Below are 17,228 nucleotides of genomic sequence, written 5' to 3' on the forward strand. Positions count from 1 at the left end.
CGAAACCCACTAGAGCTGTTCTAGTGGGTTTTTGTATCKAAAAATTTACATATMATTTATTTTTTATATGAGATATCCTCCAGAAAACAGGCGATGCTCCTTAATTTTTCTTCCATTCCGTTGAAACTTTTATCGTGAATGGGAGGATGGTGTGCTAAAGTATGTAACGATTCACTGATGTGATGTAGATCAATTTGAATGTCTTGCAGGATAGCAACTAAATTAGTGATATTTTGTTCATTCATATGTACCTCCTTGTGTAAATGTGTCGTTTCATTATTTTATTATTCTCGGTTAACCTTAAGAACTCTCTTACCTTGTCAGAAGAACGATGTAAGCATTATTTCCTTATAAMCAAAGCAAAAACCTTCTGGCTATGAGTTCCAGAAGGTTTTTTTGTGTTGAAAAATAGGTCTTTAACGGATTATCTGGAATTCAAAAGTGGATATCTGAAATTCATTTGTACATATCAATATTTCGCATGGTAATATCTCTAAATCAACATGGTTTATCTGGAAATCAATCAAACATATCTGAAAATCAATCGAATTGCCTAATTAAATTCGTGTGGAATATCATTTTTTCTGTGAGGAAATAATGTTGAGTTTGATTTCCAAAAGCAAGGACAAAATATCCCGAAGTTTCGTTTGACTCGAGAAGTCAAAGATTGTATGTGCCAYCACATTAATAATTGCGAGGAGAAGGAAAAACCAGACAATTCCCAGGAACACCATGTCCAAATATTGAATCGTAATCGATTGGGAAAAGAGAATCCCGCCTAAAAAGCTTAGTAAAGGAATTAAATAAATTTGAATGGAACTACTCATACGGGTTCCAAACGATTTTTTGGTCATGGTATTTTCAATTTCATTTCGAACAATGACCTCTAGCATTTGGAGATTGTTCAGATCCATAAGCGAAAAGTGAAGTTTCTGTTCCAGTAAGTTAATCCACGTCGATACTTCTTCTTCATAGTCCTGTTTGAAATGATAAATAGAGTTGTTAATGGAAATATCATGTTTTAAATAACATTCAAATATGGCATATACTAAATATCCCGTGAAAATAGTTAGTGTGGATAAGAGAAAATAATTATTGAAATAAAGAAATAGACAGACAAGTAACGAAGTTGGCATGGTAGCAAGAATCAAACGGTTTTTCCAATTGGTTATTTTAATGTATCTAAAAATAGACGTCACTATTTCAAGTGGGTTGAAAACTTCTTTATAACATTCATATACGGTATACATCACTTTGTTCATCGGAATCCTCCTTCTGTTTCTATATATATGAAAGGAGTTATTAATAATATAGGCACATATAGATTTCACTATAGGTGTAATTCCAACGATTGCTGCAATTTTTCCAACTAAAATCTCCTTATTTCCAATTAAGCCACACTTTTTTTCAACTAAACCCTCAATTGTTCCAACAAAACAATGGTCAGCCTAAATCGCTTCATAAAAAACATCCATTCTTGAACAAAATATATAACCTTCTTGTATGATTTTTTAAAAATGAGACATTCTATATGCAACAAGGAGGTGAGTAACATGGCAAACAACAATTCAAGCAACAAATTGTCAGTACCAGGTGCAAAACAAGCTTTGGATCAAATGAAGTATGAAATTGCACAAGAATTTGGAGTACAATTAGGCGAAAACGCTACATCGCGTGCTAACGGTTCCGTTGGCGGAGAAATCACTAAGCGATTAGTAGCACAAGCCCAACAACAATTAAGAGGTAACCAAAATTCATAAAACACGGGCCGACAGTTCATTCTGTCGGCTTTTATTTATTTTGTGCGAATAACTGATAGAAATTGTGGTCAACCTTTTCAATAGCCACAGATAGTCTTTCTTCATATCCGCTTTACATGACATTCGATGAAAGGATGTGCGGTTTTGTTTTATTTATTAATAAAGCTTAAAAATTTTATTAAGAGTATATTTCTACCTGGGCTGGAGTTGAACTAACATGGCGCTTTCCACATGTTTAAAACAACTCCTCCTGTTATTCTGGATGGTCACGATATTAGTCGCAGGCTGTACCGCGGATGCTCACGCTTTTTTATATGAGCAAGCAATCAGTTTTCATCTGGATGTCAAACCGAATTTTCGTGACTTGTTTATTACACATGATATTCACCTCGAGAAAGAGTTCTATGTGATACAAAAAATCGGTCACATTTCTGCTTTTGGACTTCTGTTTTTCTTCCTTTTTGCAACGATCAAAAGGTTTGGCCATGCGTTTATGTTATGCAGTATGTTTGCGTTTTTCACAGAAATCCTACAGCTATATTTTCAACGCAATGGGAGACTTTTTGATGTAGGCGTTGATATGATTGGTATCCTATTAGCATTTTTACTGTGTAAATCTCTTGCCGGAAATTCAAATACAAATAAAATTCATGAAGCACCTGGATGAACAAAATATTATTTCGTATTACTAAAATTGCGAATCAGAAAAAACATGTTTTTTCAATATTAAACATCAAATAATTTAGTGAATGTGACAAATTAGTGAATTTTTAAAAACTCACCACAATGCGACATTTTTTTACAAAGCCAATTAGTTAAGATGTTCTTTGAGTGTACAACGTCTTTAATTCGTATACAAAAAATACCAAAAATTATTAAATGGAGGAAAGGGTAATCATGACAAATATTCACCTTAAAATGTTTTTACTTGGACAAATCAATATTAAAAGGAGAGTAATGTATTACAAAGCAAAGCATTTTGGTTTTACGCATTCCAGCGTAGTCGCATGCAGCCAGGAGCTTGATTCATTACTGAATAGATACCAAGGAATTTAATTGAGCCTTAATTTTGTATCAAACAAATAAAATATCGTTAAAGAGAATCTTCAAGCGTCTAAACATTGTAGGTTCTTTTTTTATGGCTTTCAACATACGAGAGAAATGAAAATTTTCAGTCAAGTAAAAATTATGTTACGCTAGTTTCAAAAATTAACGGGGGAAATGACATGAATATTGAAACTAACTGGTGGAAAAAAAGTGTTGTGTATCAAGTGTATCCACGCAGTTTTTATGATTCTAATGGTGATGGAATCGGCGATTTACAAGGAATCATTTCAAAATTGGATTATCTGGTGGAGCTTGGTGTGGATGTGATTTGGCTGAGTCCGATATACGATTCTCCAAATGATGACAACGGCTATGATATTCGGGATTATCAATCCATCATGGATGAATTCGGAAGCATGGCGGATTTTGATGAGTTATTGGAAGCGGCAAAGGAACGGAATCTCCAAATTATTATGGATCTGGTCGTCAATCATACATCGGATGAACATGCGTGGTTTGTTGAGTCGAAGTCGAGTGTAGATAATCCTAAACGAGATTTTTACATATGGGCACAGGGTAAAAACGGACAGCCGCCGAACAATTGGGGATCGGTTTTTGGTGGGTCCGCTTGGCAATTGAACGACGCAACACAAGATTATTACCTTCATTTGTTCTCTAAAAAACAACCTGATTTAAACTGGGAAAATGATGAATTGCGACAATCGGTGTATGACATGATGAGTTTTTGGCTGGATAAAGGGATTGGCGGATTCCGTATGGATGTAATCAATTTCATTTCTAAGGAGCCAGGTTTGCCTAATGGTGCACAAAATGAAGGACAAGCTTACGGGGATGGCAGTCCCTATTTCATTAACGGTCCGAAGATACATGACTTTTTACAAGAGATGAATCAAGAGGTGCTTTCGCATTATGACGTTTTGACAGTTGGCGAAATGCCAGGAGCTTCACCAAAGGAAGCAATCGATTACACGAACCCTGAAAATAAAGAAGTGAATATGATTTTCACATTTGAACATATGGATTTAGATAGTGGTCCTAATGGTAAATGGGATCTAAAACCTTTGAATTTAATCGATCTGAAGGACAATCTTGAAAAGTGGCAAATCTCGCTTCAAGACAAAGGGTGGAATAGTCTTTATTGGAATAACCATGATCAACCACGGATTGTGTCGCGTTTCGGTAACGATGGGGAGTATCGTGTGGAGTCAGCAAAAATGCTCGCAACTTGCTTACATATGATGCAAGGGACACCTTATATTTACCAAGGCGAAGAAATTGGCATGACGAATGTGGCATTCGAAACAATTGACCAATACAAAGATTTGGAAACATTAAATATGTATCATGAAAAAATGGAGCAGGGTGCCAATCACGATATCGTTATGCAATCCATTTATGCAAAAGGTCGAGATAATGCACGCACACCGATGCAGTGGTCATCTGAAAAAAATGGTGGTTTTACAACGGGGACTCCGTGGATCGAAGTTAATCCGAGATATTCAGAAATTAATGTGGCGAATGATTTACAGAGTGAACAGTCGGTGTTTGCACATTATCAGCAGCTGATCAAGTTGAGAAAACAGCTGGACGTTATCACAATCGGTGACTTCAAAATATTATTCAAGGATCATGCACAGCTATTTGCTTATGAACGCAGAGCTGAGAAAGAAAGCCTGTTGGTGTTATGTAATTTCAGTAAGGATGAAATTTTACTAAAAGATGATGTCGTGAAAAACTATATTTGTAATAGTAAACTGATCAGCCATAATTATCCTTCTGTTGATCTGCTTGATAAAATTGAGTTGCGACCATATGAGGCATTGGTTTTTTACTCATCTGCGTCGGAATGAATTTTGTGAAAAATCAAATATAGACGAATCGGTAAAATCATGTATGATAAAAAAGATAACTTCATCGTTTAATAGATTTCAATATAATGGAGGTCAAGAGTAGATGGTAGTCCTTGGTGTGGATATTGGAGGGACGAAGATTCGATTCGGCGTTGTCGATTCGACGGGACAAGTGATTGAAGATCATGTTGTTCCAACTCAGATCCCTTTGTATCCTTATTTAGAAGAAAAAGTAGTCGAATTTTTACAGAACCATCCGCACATCGAGGCGATTGGGATTGGCACGAGAGGCATGGTGGACGCGGAACAAGGCGTCATCACTTTCGAAACTGAGACATTGCCCGGCTGGCAAGGCACAGAAGTGAAAGCGCTTTTACAGAAAGCGACAGGGCTTCGAGTCGAGGTCAATAATGATGCGAATTGTGCCGGTCTTGCTGAACATCGACTTGGCGCAGCAAAAGGTTTCCGACGCACGGTTTGTTTAACGGTTGGTACTGGACTGGGTGGCGGTTTTGTCATCGATGGTCACGTTATGAATGGAGCCCACGGCGGTGCGGGGGAAGTCGGTCATATGATTTTATATCCGAATGGTCACGTTTGTGCATGTGGTCGCCCGGGTTGCAGTGAACAATATGTTTCAGGGACGGCGCTACGACGACTTATTGCTGAACGTAATATTGTGGATAATCAAAATCAGTTAGTGTCACCGAACCGAATGTTTGAACTTGCTGGTGAAGGCCATACGGAAGCATTAGCTATCACGAAAAAATTCACGGGTGATTTGGCTATTGTTATCAGTTCGTTACAGGCAGTCCTTGATATGGATTGTGTCGTAATCGGCGGCGGTGTTTCCGAATCGGCAGATGGATGGTGGTCTCACTTACTGGAGTCACTCGAACCGTTGTTGCTGAAGCCGTTGGAAGTAAGAAAAGCGACGTTTGGCAATGAAGCAGGTATGCTTGGTGCTGCTTTACTGGTATGGTCAGGCGAAGAAGAGAAAAAATAAGTAAAGGACGTGTATGGATTGGCAAAATTAGTGTTGGAAAACATATCAAAAGTTTACGATAACAACGTTACTGCCGTTTCAAATTTTGACTTGCATGTAGAAGAACAAGAATTTATTGTTTTCGTTGGTCCTTCAGGGTGTGGGAAGTCGACCACATTGCGTATGATTGCAGGTCTTGAAGATATTTCGCATGGTAATTTTTATATCGATGGCAAACGCATGAACGATGTTCCGCCAAAAGAGCGTGATATTGCAATGGTTTTCCAAAACTACGCACTTTACCCTCACATGACGGTATTTGAAAATATGGCGTTCGGCTTGAAATTGCGTAAGTTCCCGAAAGATGAAATTGCAGAACGTGTAAAAAATGCTGCTGAAATTCTTGGTTTGGAACCTTATTTGGATCGAAAACCAAAAGCACTATCAGGCGGTCAACGTCAGCGCGTGGCACTAGGTCGTGCGATTGTCCGTGATGCCAATTTATTCTTGATGGATGAGCCATTATCGAACCTTGATTCTAAGTTGCGTGTTCAAATGCGTGCTGAAATTGCCAAATTACATTTACGACTGAAGACAACAACTATTTATGTAACACATGATCAAACAGAAGCAATGACAATGGCTTCACGTATTGTCATTATGAAAGATGGGCTCGTTCAGCAAATCGGCACGCCAAAAGAAGTATATGATAAGCCGGATAATGTATTCGTTGGTGGTTTCATCGGTTCACCTTCTATGAATTTCTTCAATGGAAAAGTCGTGAAAGGACATTTTGTGATTGGGGAAACTTATCTTGAAATTCCAGCTTCACATGCAACTTACTTAAAGGAGCAAGGCTACGAAGGTAAGGAAGTAATCTTAGGAATTCGTCCTGAACATATTTCAAATGAAGCACCTGTTGGATCACCAACTTTGCCTGTAAAAGTGGAAGTATCAGAACTTACTGGGGCGGAATTGATGGTTTACTCGAACATCGACAATCAAGAATTCATCTCAAGAATAGATGCAAGCAGCAATGTTCAGCCTGGCGATATAATCAATCTTGCATTCAACTTGGAAAAAGGACACTTCTTTGATAAAGAAAGTGAATTACGGATTAAGTAATATAAAGTAATTGAATAATATAAAAAGTGTTATTGAATGAAGAAACGTCATGTGATACGATAAGTTTACCTATCTGTGAAAACGTTTGCACAGATTCCTGAAAAGTTTATGCAAGCGTTTTCATATTTTAAGAAATGTTCTATTTGCTGGGACAATGAATTTTATATGTTTCGTTGTTTTCATATGGATGATGACAATGATATTTTAGAGCGTTTCGATTTCGTTCCAATATTTTTTTCAATACCCTCATGATTATGACCCTGAGCGTAATCATTCTTATCATCATTATCTCTTCGATGGCATCATACATACTTTCTCGTAAGAAAAGTAACGTTTTTTATGCAAGTTGCGTCTATGGTATCCGTTCCAATGAGTCATGATTCCATTGTTCTTCGTATTTTGGAAATTCAATATCAACATCGATGGGGCAAAGTTGAGACCCCTTACAGAATGATTAATACATATGAAATTGTTACAAATAGTCTTCATAAGTTTTCGACCGAGAGGGATCTTAGGAGAAGCGGCTGGTGATGTGAAGTAAAACAGGTAAGTTGAAAAAGTTAAATGAAAAATGAAATGTGCAGTTATCTTGAAAGACTGAAGGAGGTAAAGATTTGACTAGAAACTGGTGGAAAGAAGCAATTGTTTATCAAGTGTATCCTCGTAGTTTTATGGATTCAAATGGAGATGGCATTGGCGATCTTCAAGGAATCATTTCAAAATTGGATTATCTGAAAGATTTAGGCATTGATGTTATCTGGATCTGTCCGATGTACAAATCACCAAATGATGACAATGGCTATGACATAAGCGATTATCAGGACATCATGGATGAGTTTGGCACGATGGCCGATTTCACTCAATTGTTGTCAGAAGTTCACGGACGTGGGATGAAGCTGATTATTGATTTGGTTATTAATCATACGAGTGATGAGCATCAATGGTTTATCGAGTCCAAATCGTCAAAAGACAATCCGAAACGTGATTGGTACGTATGGCGTGACGGCAAAGATGGCAAAGAGCCGAACAACTGGGAAAGTATTTTCAACGGTTCAACATGGGAATTGGATGAAGAAAGTGGGCAATATTATTTACACATCTTCTCGACAAAACAACCTGACCTGAACTGGGAAAATGGTGACGTGCGAACAGCCCTATATGACATGATCAAGTGGTGGCTGGATCAAGGCATTGATGGTTTCCGAGTGGATGCAATCAGCCATATTAAAAAAGACCAAACGTTTTCAGATATGGAAAACGATACGGATCAACCATATATTCACGCATGGGAAAAATATATGAACGTCGAGGGAATCCAACCATTCCTTGAAGAACTCAAGCAAGAGACTTTTTCAAAATACGATATCATGACTGTTGGCGAAGCAAACGGTGTCAGTGTCGACGAAATCGATCAATGGGTTGGAGAAGAGAACGGTAAGTTCAATATGGTGTTCCAATTCGAACACTTGGGATTATGGGATGCTGAAGATAAGAAAACACTGGATATCCAAGGTCTTAAAGAGGTGTTGACGCGTTGGCAGAAAGGGCTAGAAAACAATGGCTGGAACGCATTGTTCATCGAAAACCATGATAAAGCCCGCATCGTCTCCACATGGGGGAACGACAAAGAGTACTGGTACGAAAGTGCAACATCCATCGCAGCTATGTATTTCTTCATGCAAGGAACGCCATTCATTTATCAAGGCCAGGAAATCGGCATGACTAATGTACAGTTTGCATCGATTGAAGATTATAACGATGTGGCCATCAATGGGATGTACGCTTCCAAAATGAGTGAAGGCAAGTCGCATGAAGAAATCATGGACATCATTTGGTCTTCAAGCCGTGATAATTCACGTACCCCGATGCAATGGTCGTCTGAACAAAACGCTGGCTTCTCAACAGCAGCTCCTTGGATTGGCATCAATCCAAACTATGTTGACATCAACGTTGAAAACCAGTTGAAAGATGAACAGTCCATCTATCATTTTTACAAGAAAATGATTCAACTGAAAAAATCGCAGGATGTCTTTACGTATGGTACGTACGATTTATTGCTGCCTGATCACGAATACGTATATGCTTATTCGCGTACTTTGGGTGACGAACAAGTAATTGTCATTTCCAATTTGGGAGCAAACACCGTGTCCATTGAAAAAATGGCGGAGCGCGCATTTAAGTTCGATAACTTATTATTGGCGAACAAAGACGTGCAACCTCACGAAGAAATGAATAGTTTCGAGATGGCACCATTTGAAACACGTATATATAAAATGAAATAATAATGAACCTTCCCGAGTTGGGAAGGTTTTTTTGTTATGAGATGAGAGGTGTCTCAACAAGTGAAGTTGGTGTTGAGATGTGCTTGAGCGATAAATTTTGAGGTAAAAGGTGTCTATGAGATTTTTAAGAAGTCTCGAAAGGAAAGAGAAAGCACCGTCAAAATGAACTACACCTCCAATTGTTTGACACAACTAACAATTGGAGGTGCTATTTGTTGTCCATATTTATAGTGCACGTAAATATACTTAGCGTTTTTTGTTGGTAGGTTCTGCAGGTTTTGGGTCGACTTTATGAACATCTTTTCTCAGCATAAAGTAGGAGATAATGCCTGACACGACGGAACCGCCTGCTGCAATCAAAATACGTGTTGCAAGAGGAACCTCTGAATAATCTGTGCTTAAGTGCCATAACGAAAGAACTGCGACGACTACCATAATCGGAATGATAAATTTAAAACGTTTCATTTATGAATACTTCCTTTTTTCTTTTAAGTGTATCATACGTACTAGTGCGCGGGGGTGGCTATTCATTGAACTTTACTAGTGCGAAATCTCAGTCTGAGAAAAAGTTGGTGAAGTCGGAAAAATCATCACTCTGAAACATTCTTGAGCAGGCTTCGGGAAAAGAAAAAGCGACTGAAATTATATCTTCAGTCGCTTTTACATTAATTGTGCGGTCCAGCTACAAGTGCCAGCCCGCACCTAAGCTTGGTTCAATAGGATGTTGATCATGAAGGCGTTCCGACACGATGTCGGGCTCTTAGCCTTTCTTCCTAACATCGTTCGAAAACAGGGTTTTCGATTAGGACTTTCCACCGTCGGAGTCGAGCTATAGTGGGCATCTCCACTTTTCTGTCTACCAAATAATCTCCCATTTGCGTTCTTCAGCTATTGCTTTCAGGCGGGATTCGGGACGGACCGCCACCGGATTGCCAACGAGTTCCAAAACGGTGATGTCGGAAATACTGTCGCCATAAGCTGAACTGTTTTCCCAGTCAATCTCCATGCCTTCAAGTGCTTTCTCTATCATTTCGTTTTTGCGTTCTCCTTGGATATGGTAAATGCCAGTATCTGTATCGATTTTGCCGTTTCGCATTGGAATTTCTGTACCAATGACATCGTGAATAGCAAAGTCACGGGTAACTTCGTTTAGCATGGGAGTGAAAGCACCTGACACGAGAAGGACATGGTCACCTTCGATTAAATGCTTTTGCAAACGATCGACAACATTCCAGTTAAGGTCTTTGTGCATATCACGGGACATATCCTCAAAATATTTTTCGATTTCAYGTTGATACATACCTTTGAATGCGTCTAGATAGAGTTGCATTGATTTGGCTTTCATTTTGTTTTCAGGGTATATTTTCATTTTATAGGCAAGGTATGGCTTCATTAGCGCTCGATAAAATGATTGATATTTTGATGAGTGGACAGGGTGTTTCTTCATATAGTTCATCATTAATGTAAATGTTTCTTGCGGGTACAGTGTCCCGTCAAAGTCGAAAATGGCTACGCGCATTGTGATCACTCCTGTTCTGATAATTCTAGTTTATCATGAAATTCTTTGTATTTATGGAATCTTTTATAATTCTAATATAAAGAAAAATACCAGACACCCATTATAGACTTCGGAACTTAGTTGGGAAATCTGAGATGTTAGTTGGAAAAAACGTAACTTTTGTTTGAAACGGCATTTTCCAACAAACAACAGCAACCTTATATCAAAATTAACGTGACACTTCTTTAGTTAACAAAACAAAGCCCCACCAACTCGAAAAAAGTTGGTGGGGTATCTATTAACCGCGTTTCAGTGTAGGTGGGATTTCTTCAGGGTCCACCATGATTTCGATGACGGTTGGTCCTTTGTTAGCTTTTGCGAAGGTCAGGGCTTCTTCAACTTGTTGAGCAGTGAAGCAACGGAAAGATGCTGCACCCAGTGATTCGCCGAATAGGCTTAAGTTTGCTGGGTATTCGTAAACCGTACCGACTGATCGCCCTAAATTATAGCGCATGCCTTTGTCGACCATGTCTAAGCGACCGTTGTTCAGGATGATAAATGGAATTTGCAGGTCATGGCATGCAGCCGCAGATATTTCTGTGCCGTGCATCATCATGCAGCCGTCGCCAGTCAGACAGGCAATGGCTTGGTTGAGATCTGCAAATTTAGCACCGATGGCGTAGCCGATTGCATGTCCCATTGTCCCGAAGACATCATCCATAAAGAATGTACCTTCTTGTTCAATCGTGAAATTCTCGATTGCGTAGAAAGTATGACTTCCATCGTCCCCATACAGTATGGTCTCTGAGGACAGATGTTTGCGCATCAATTGGACAGCAGTAACTGCTGACAATCTTTCGGTGGTTGAAGGAAGAATGTCAACTTCAATTGCTTCTTTCTCAGCGAAAGTTGTTGCCGCAATTTCACGAAATGCCGGGTCAAGAATGGCATGTAGATTCGTTTTTGCATCCCCAATGACAGGCAGGGTAGGAACAGGTAGTGACCGGCCGATAAATGTCGATTCAATATCAAATTGAATGATTTGTTCAGGCGCCATGTCCAGAGTGAAACCGGCTAACGTCATATCCGTCAGTTTCGTTCCGATGACAATTAACAAGTCAACGCCTTCATTTAAATAATCAGTCGCAGCTTGCGTTCCCCCCAATCCGAAAGGACCGAGGTAACCCGGATGGTCGGTGCGAATTGTTCCTTTTCCGCCGGGTGTAGTGATGACTGGCACATTGTATTGAAGTGAAAGTTGGCTAACTTCGTCATAAGCCTGTGAAATATGCACACCTTTCCCTAGGAACAGGAGAGGTCTTTTCGCTTGCTCCAGCAAGGATTTCACTTCTCCCATGTATGGCGAGACCGCCGGTTCCAAGGCCGGAAGCGATAATGTAAAGGGCTCGATTTCTTCCATCAACACGTCAGCAGGGATGGAAAGATGAACAGGACCTTTTGTTCCAGTCAGTGCTTTTTGAAGAGCATGCTGGAAGTATACTTGGAACTGATCAGCTCGTTCGACTCTTGCGCTGAAGAGAGTAACTGGTTCAAACATTTTTACAAGATCTGTCCCGAAAATACTGGAATCCTGACCCATGGCACGTCCTGAATCTTTGACTGAAGGATGTCCAGTAATGAAAAGTACCGGCAAGTGGAAGGCTTTTGCTTGTCCAGCAGCAGTCAGCAAGTTCGTGCCACCTGGTCCTGAAGTTCCGACCGCGACCCCAAGCGTATTGTTCTGGCGTGCATAACCTGCAGCCATGAAGCCAGCGCCAGATTCGTGTCTGCTTAATACGAATTCAAGTTCGTTCTTTTCCATTGCAAGGAGAAGAGGAACAACCGCTTTACCGGGAATACCGAATGCGTGAGTTACTTGAAATGATTTTAAGTGTTCGACCAATAATGATGCAATTGATTTCATGGATGAATGACACCTCTAGATGAATTAAATTCATATTTTTTTTCGAGATCGGTAGCTGATAACGGTTTGCTGTAATAGTAGCCTTGTATTTCGTCACATTGTAATTTTTCAAGGAAATGAAGCTGTTCTTTTGTTTCTACGCCTTCTGCAATGACTTTTAGATTCAGCGCATGTGCGATGGAAATGATGGTGCTCACGATTTGGCCATCTTTCGGTCCATTCAGCATGTCACGAATGAAACTTCGGTCAATTTTCAGACGATGAATATGGAAGTTCTTCAAGTAGTTAAGTGAACTGTAGCCTGTACCAAAGTCATCCATGGCTATCTGTATACCAAGCTCATGCAATTCTTCCAAGATTGATGTGGAACGAATAACATCCATTGTCATAGATTCCGTGATTTCCAGTTCCAATCCATGTGGTGCAAGCCCAGTTTCTTGCAATACTTGTTTGACTTTATCCACAAGACGTTGCTTTAAAAATTCCTGAGGAGACAAGTTAATGGATAGTTTCAATGACGTCATGCCTTGATCGTGCCACTTTTTCATTTGACGGCAGCCGTGATTGAGTACCCATTCACCAAGATGTACCATCAATCCCATTTCTTCAGCTAGTGGAATGAAATCAGCTGGAGGAATAAGTCCAAGTTCAGGATGATTCCAGCGTAATAAGGCTTCAACTCCCACAATTTGATTAGTGTGCAAATCAATCTGCGGTTGGTAATGCAGGATAAGATCGTTATTTTTTATGGCTAATTCGAGCTCCGATTCGAGCGTCAGTTTCTTGAGAGATTCCTCGTTCATATCCGAATTGTATATGCAGTAACCGTTTTTCCCTTGATCTTTTGCACGGTACATAGCGGTATCTGCATGTAGGAATAGGGTATTGATATCTGACCCGTCATTTGGATAGAGGGCGATACCGATACTCGTGCTAACATGAAACTCCAGGTTTTGAAGGAAAAATGGTTTCCGAACGACTTCAATAATATCGTCGGCAATTTTTTTTAATTCATCAACTGAATTGAAATCTGTCAAAGCGATGGTAAACTCATCGCCACCCATTCGAAACAGCTTTCCTTTGTCGAGTAAATAATGATTTAATCTTTGAGCGATTTCAACAAGTAACGTATCACCCTTTGCATGACCCAATGTATCATTGATTAATTTAAAACGATCAAGATCTAGCAGGAAAACCGCCAATGAAATATTTTTCCCATCGGATGAATCCAGAATGCCATTTATATAGTTATGGAAATAGCGTCTATTAGGCAATGTTGTTAAATCATCATGATGTGCGTGATGCTGCATGATCAATTGGTTTTCATAGCGTTCAGTTATGTCACGGAAGCTGCAGACTGTCCCGATGAAATATTGATTCACACTGTAAATTGGACGGCCGTCAAATAGACAAATGGTTTCTTTTGACGAATCCGGTTTTTGGAATTTCACTTCGATATCGGAAAAGCTTTCTTTCGTTTGGATGATTTGATCTATCCAATCCTTAAGAATAGCCAGCTCAGACGCAGGCTTTTTAATCACATCTTGGCGTTTCAATCCTGTCAGTTTTTCTGCATATGGATTAAATTCCATAATACGACCATAATGATCCGTCAAAATCATGGCAGTATGTGAGGATTCCGTTAACACTTGGTTCAGCACATTCAAATCTTTGTTTTGTTCTTGCAATTGGATTTCACGTTCGATACTCGTTCCGACAATCGAAAGCAAGGAAAGGAGTAGAGGGTCTTCAAAATTCAAAGCGGTCATAATGGAAACTGTTCCAAGAGTGCCGTTCGTACGATGATCTGTAACTGGCACGGAATAACAAGCCGACTGATAGAGGAAATCATGATAATGTTGAGAGCCTACTACTTCCACCGGTTGATTGTGGTTCAGTGCAAGACTGATACAATTCGTTCCATTGTATTTCTCCGTAAACTGAACGCCTGTTCGAAAGCCAAGTTGTTGAATGACATCTTTAATCGTATTGTCACCTTCCATATAGGTGACGATGCCCTGATTATCGGTAACAACAATCAAAAGTGGAGTTCCTTTTACCATCTTCAAAAATTCTGGAATAAAAAATTCCACCACTTTCAAGACTTCTTTATTTTCTTTTTGAATTTGTTGTAGTTGTTCATGGCCAATTTCTAAAGGGTCGGGAATAATCGTCGGATCCAATCCCCATTCTTCACATCGCATTTTCGACTGTTCAATTAGCTGTAAATTTAATTGTTGTGCTTGCATTCAAATCCCCCCTTTATAATAAGGTTTTTGCAAAGTGTCTTAAGTAAATAATTCAAGGTTTTACAATATATAACAATATTTTTGTATTATAGTAACTAGTACTCCTTTTTATTATAGTTGATAAGAAGGATTTTACCTACCAAATAATGAATAAAGTCGAATATAGTCGAAAAAGTTGTTTAATTCGTCACAATCGTACCCAACATAAAAAAAGATTACATTTCAGTTAAATAAACCGAAAGAGTTGACGTTTGACTGGTAGGTAGGGTTAGATAGGAAAGTATGTTAAATGAGATGAGGAATATTTATGATGCAAGATCAACGAAAGAAAATAATTGTTTTAATGATAAATATGTTTATCGCAATAGGGAGTTTTGGCATAATCATTCCGATACTGCCAGCCTATCTAATGTCGATTGGTGAAGGGGGCATGGCGGCAGGTCTTATGATTGCCATCTTTGCGGGGGCACAGTTCGTCATGTCACCGATTGCCGGTAAGTGGGCAGATCAAGTTGGTCGACGGAAGATGATTATAGCAGGTCTAAGCGGATTAACGCTTTCCATGTTTGTGTTTTATTTCTCGGATTCAATATGGGTGCTGTATACATCGCGAGTGATAGGCGGTATCGGTGCAGCCTTATTAATTCCTGCGATTTTCGCTTATGTAGCAGATATTACGACAATGGATCAGCGTGCAAAAGGGAATAGTTACATTTCCGCAGCGATGTCACTCGGAATTGTCATTGGACCTGGAATCGGAGGGTTTTTGGCGGATTATGACTTGAAGCTTCCATTGCTCGTTTCCGCATTGGTATCGTTGTTGTCTGTGATATTCTCAATAATTGTATTGAAGGAAAGCAGGGAAACTGGAGATGTTTTAGGCGCAGTTAAACAGGAATCAATGGTGAAAAAACTTGCACAGTCTGTACAAAAGCCTTATTTTATCCCACTTATTATTACACTCGTCATGAGTTTTGGGTTGATGGCATATGAATCGGTATTAGGTCTGTTTGTGGATAATCAATTTGGCGCAACACCGAAACAGATTGCAGTGATGGTGACGTCAACAGGGATTGTCAGCGTTGTGATGCAATTATTGGTGGTGGATCGTCTCGTTCGAAGGTATGGTGAAGGAATCATTTTGAATTTCTTTATCGCCTTGACAGCTTTATGTTTCTTCTTATCTTTATTTGCCTCCACCTATGTGCTGTTCTTTATGATTACGTTAGTGGTGTTCCTTGCAACTTCTATTTTGAGACCAGTGCTGAATACGCTGATCTCAAAGCTAGCAGGTAATGAACAAGGATTCGCGATGGGGATGAATAACGCCTATATGAGTATTGGTAACGTAGTCGGACCGCTACTTGCTGGTGTTTTATATGACGTGAATATTATATATCCTTTCTTGCTAGGATTCGTCGTACTAGGGATTACAATCTTGGTAAGTGTCGTGTGGCAGAGGAATCAGAAATCAATCCAATTTGTGAAGTGAATTTATTGCGTTCGATAGGTTGTTGGACAATATGAACGTAGGGTTTCACAATCAGAAAAGGCTTTTGGGAAGTTTAGCGGGAAACGTATGGAGCTATTAAATAAAAATGAATAGAAATTAACAGGTGAAACCTCGTATTTTGATCAAACAAAATACGAGGTTTTTATTCTATTGTAGTTTTGAAATAAAGTTGTTGACCCGAGCAGGGTTAACGCTCTTTTTGTTGAACTTATTGAACTCCTATGAAAATTAAAAAACGCTCAAAATCAATAATAGTGCATATCAAAAGGACCCAGAAAAAAGCTGAGCCTTAAGAGAAATTATTTGGAGTTGGTAAGTAAATCGAGAAGTATCTCCAATCTACTAAGAATAAAGGCAAGTCTGGTGCAGTAACTAAAGTAGGATAAATATCCCATAAGTGCTACCCATATTGGGGGCGACAGTTTTGTGATGCACCGTGGTCGTTGGAGTCAGACTAACGGTTGGGCTCTATGGCACCATAGTTCATCGACCTTCTTCGCCAGCCATAGTGATTTATACCCATTAAGAACAAATTTTCATCCTTTGTGGTGCAGTGATTTTTCGCTGCATGGGTGGCTTAGAGGTCAGTTTACTAAAAGAAATTATTTTGATTTATGGAATTATCTGTTAAAATTAATTGGACTGTTATCTTGATACTGGGTGTAAATGGGGAATTTAAAAGGAGGAGAAGAAAATTAACGAAACCTTTTATCTCAAACTAAATGGATATTTACTGCTCACAATCATACCATTATCCGCTCTTGGATATTATTTTGCCGTCCACAAAGAATCATTGTTCTACTTGTATGAATGGCTGCTTGTTGCATTAGTCATAATTTCAGTACTTTTCTCAATTAAAAATATAGTATCCATCAGAAATAGACTAAAGTGGGTTGCTGTTTCTATGTTAGCCTTTTTAATTCAATTTGCGGTACTTGGATTATTTTTGGGACCATTAACACACTATCTAATGA

The 17,228-nt window shown here is 39.1% G+C and carries 14 protein-coding genes; 8 read left to right on the top strand and 6 right to left on the bottom strand.

What is annotated here, in order from left to right; genetic code table 11:
• Positions 1 to 56 precede the first annotated feature (56 nt).
• Both AC1DSL_RS12045 and AC1DSL_RS12050 read right to left on the bottom strand, forming a co-directional pair.
• Positions 57 to 245, bottom strand: coding sequence for a hypothetical protein (locus tag AC1DSL_RS12045; RefSeq protein WP_477532348.1), 189 nt, complete (start codon positions 243 to 245; stop codon positions 57 to 59).
• Between the two features lie 330 nt (positions 246 to 575).
• Positions 576 to 1,262, bottom strand: a complete 687-nt coding sequence (locus tag AC1DSL_RS12050; protein WP_477532349.1) for a hypothetical protein — start codon at positions 1,260 to 1,262, stop codon at positions 576 to 578.
• A gap of 291 nt (positions 1,263 to 1,553) precedes the next feature.
• On the opposite strand from AC1DSL_RS12050, the gene AC1DSL_RS12055 reads away from it, so the two are divergent.
• The 7 genes from AC1DSL_RS12055 to AC1DSL_RS12085 all read left to right on the top strand — a co-directional run bounded on the left by AC1DSL_RS12055 (position 1,554) and on the right by AC1DSL_RS12085 (position 9,070).
• Positions 1,554 to 1,760: an alpha/beta-type small acid-soluble spore protein gene (locus AC1DSL_RS12055; protein ID WP_016428168.1), complete on the top strand. Its 207-nt coding sequence runs from the start codon at positions 1,554 to 1,556 to the stop codon at positions 1,758 to 1,760.
• A 217-nt stretch (positions 1,761 to 1,977) separates the two neighbouring features.
• Entirely contained in the window at positions 1,978 to 2,427 is a 450-nt protein-coding gene (locus tag AC1DSL_RS12060; RefSeq protein WP_477532350.1) for a VanZ family protein, read from the top strand.
• A gap of 230 nt (positions 2,428 to 2,657) precedes the next feature.
• Positions 2,658 to 2,816: an aspartyl-phosphate phosphatase Spo0E family protein gene (locus tag AC1DSL_RS12065; protein WP_016428166.1), complete on the top strand. Its 159-nt coding sequence runs from the start codon at positions 2,658 to 2,660 to the stop codon at positions 2,814 to 2,816.
• A gap of 170 nt (positions 2,817 to 2,986) precedes the next feature.
• A complete protein-coding gene (locus tag AC1DSL_RS12070; protein WP_477532351.1) occupies positions 2,987 to 4,678 on the top strand; it encodes a glycoside hydrolase family 13 protein in 1,692 nt (563 codons plus the stop codon).
• 103 nt (positions 4,679 to 4,781) lie between these two features.
• Positions 4,782 to 5,684: an ROK family protein gene (locus AC1DSL_RS12075; protein ID WP_477532352.1), complete on the top strand. Its 903-nt coding sequence runs from the start codon at positions 4,782 to 4,784 to the stop codon at positions 5,682 to 5,684.
• A gap of 18 nt (positions 5,685 to 5,702) precedes the next feature.
• Complete coding sequence (locus AC1DSL_RS12080; RefSeq protein WP_477532353.1) at positions 5,703 to 6,788, top strand: ABC transporter ATP-binding protein; 1,086 nt, start codon at positions 5,703 to 5,705, stop codon at positions 6,786 to 6,788.
• Between the two features lie 614 nt (positions 6,789 to 7,402).
• A complete protein-coding gene (locus AC1DSL_RS12085) occupies positions 7,403 to 9,070 on the top strand; it encodes a glycoside hydrolase family 13 protein (protein WP_477532354.1) in 1,668 nt (555 codons plus the stop codon).
• A gap of 246 nt (positions 9,071 to 9,316) precedes the next feature.
• On the opposite strand, the gene AC1DSL_RS12090 is transcribed toward AC1DSL_RS12085, so the two are convergent.
• The 4 genes from AC1DSL_RS12090 to AC1DSL_RS12105 form a co-directional block, all read right to left on the bottom strand.
• Positions 9,317 to 9,535: a hypothetical protein gene (locus AC1DSL_RS12090; RefSeq protein ID WP_016428161.1), complete on the bottom strand. Its 219-nt coding sequence runs from the start codon at positions 9,533 to 9,535 to the stop codon at positions 9,317 to 9,319.
• 391 nt (positions 9,536 to 9,926) lie between these two features.
• Positions 9,927 to 10,589 carry an HAD family hydrolase gene (locus AC1DSL_RS12095; protein ID WP_477532355.1) on the bottom strand — a complete coding sequence of 221 codons (663 nt, stop codon included), beginning with the start codon at positions 10,587 to 10,589 and terminating at the stop codon, positions 9,927 to 9,929.
• Between the two features lie 277 nt (positions 10,590 to 10,866).
• Positions 10,867 to 12,492 (bottom strand): thiamine pyrophosphate-binding protein, encoded by a 1,626-nt coding sequence (locus tag AC1DSL_RS12100; RefSeq protein WP_477532356.1) that lies wholly within the window; start codon positions 12,490 to 12,492, stop codon positions 10,867 to 10,869.
• The gene (locus tag AC1DSL_RS12105; RefSeq protein ID WP_477532357.1) at positions 12,489 to 14,741 is read right to left on the bottom strand and encodes an EAL domain-containing protein; all 2,253 of its coding nucleotides are present in this window, start codon (positions 14,739 to 14,741) and stop codon (positions 12,489 to 12,491) included. The genes AC1DSL_RS12100 and AC1DSL_RS12105 overlap by 4 nt, the downstream gene beginning before the upstream one ends.
• Before the next feature lie 307 nt (positions 14,742 to 15,048).
• On the opposite strand from AC1DSL_RS12105, the gene AC1DSL_RS12110 reads away from it, so the two are divergent.
• Complete coding sequence (locus AC1DSL_RS12110) at positions 15,049 to 16,233, top strand: MFS transporter (RefSeq protein ID WP_477532358.1); 1,185 nt, start codon at positions 15,049 to 15,051, stop codon at positions 16,231 to 16,233.
• Positions 16,234 to 17,228 lie beyond the last annotated feature (995 nt).

The organism is Paenisporosarcina sp. P4_D4 (assembly GCF_056401835.1).

Bases quoted from the DNA above. Each gene is read 5' to 3' on its own strand.
- AC1DSL_RS12045 (WP_477532348.1), bottom strand. From the start codon at position 245: ATGAATGAACAAAATATCACTAATTTAGTTGCTATCCTGCAAGACATT.
- AC1DSL_RS12055 (WP_016428168.1), top strand. From the start codon at position 1,554: ATGGCAAACAACAATTCAAGCAACAAATTGTCAGTACCAGGTGCAAAA.
- AC1DSL_RS12060 (WP_477532350.1), top strand. From the start codon at position 1,978: ATGGCGCTTTCCACATGTTTAAAACAACTCCTCCTGTTATTCTGGATG.
- AC1DSL_RS12065 (WP_016428166.1), top strand. From the start codon at position 2,658: ATGACAAATATTCACCTTAAAATGTTTTTACTTGGACAAATCAATATT.
- AC1DSL_RS12070 (WP_477532351.1), top strand. From the start codon at position 2,987: ATGAATATTGAAACTAACTGGTGGAAAAAAAGTGTTGTGTATCAAGTG.
- AC1DSL_RS12075 (WP_477532352.1), top strand. From the start codon at position 4,782: ATGGTAGTCCTTGGTGTGGATATTGGAGGGACGAAGATTCGATTCGGC.
- AC1DSL_RS12090 (WP_016428161.1), bottom strand. From the start codon at position 9,535: ATGAAACGTTTTAAATTTATCATTCCGATTATGGTAGTCGTCGCAGTT.
- AC1DSL_RS12100 (WP_477532356.1), bottom strand. From the start codon at position 12,492: ATGAAATCAATTGCATCATTATTGGTCGAACACTTAAAATCATTTCAA.
- AC1DSL_RS12105 (WP_477532357.1), bottom strand. From the start codon at position 14,741: ATGCAAGCACAACAATTAAATTTACAGCTAATTGAACAGTCGAAAATG.
- AC1DSL_RS12110 (WP_477532358.1), top strand. From the start codon at position 15,049: ATGATGCAAGATCAACGAAAGAAAATAATTGTTTTAATGATAAATATG.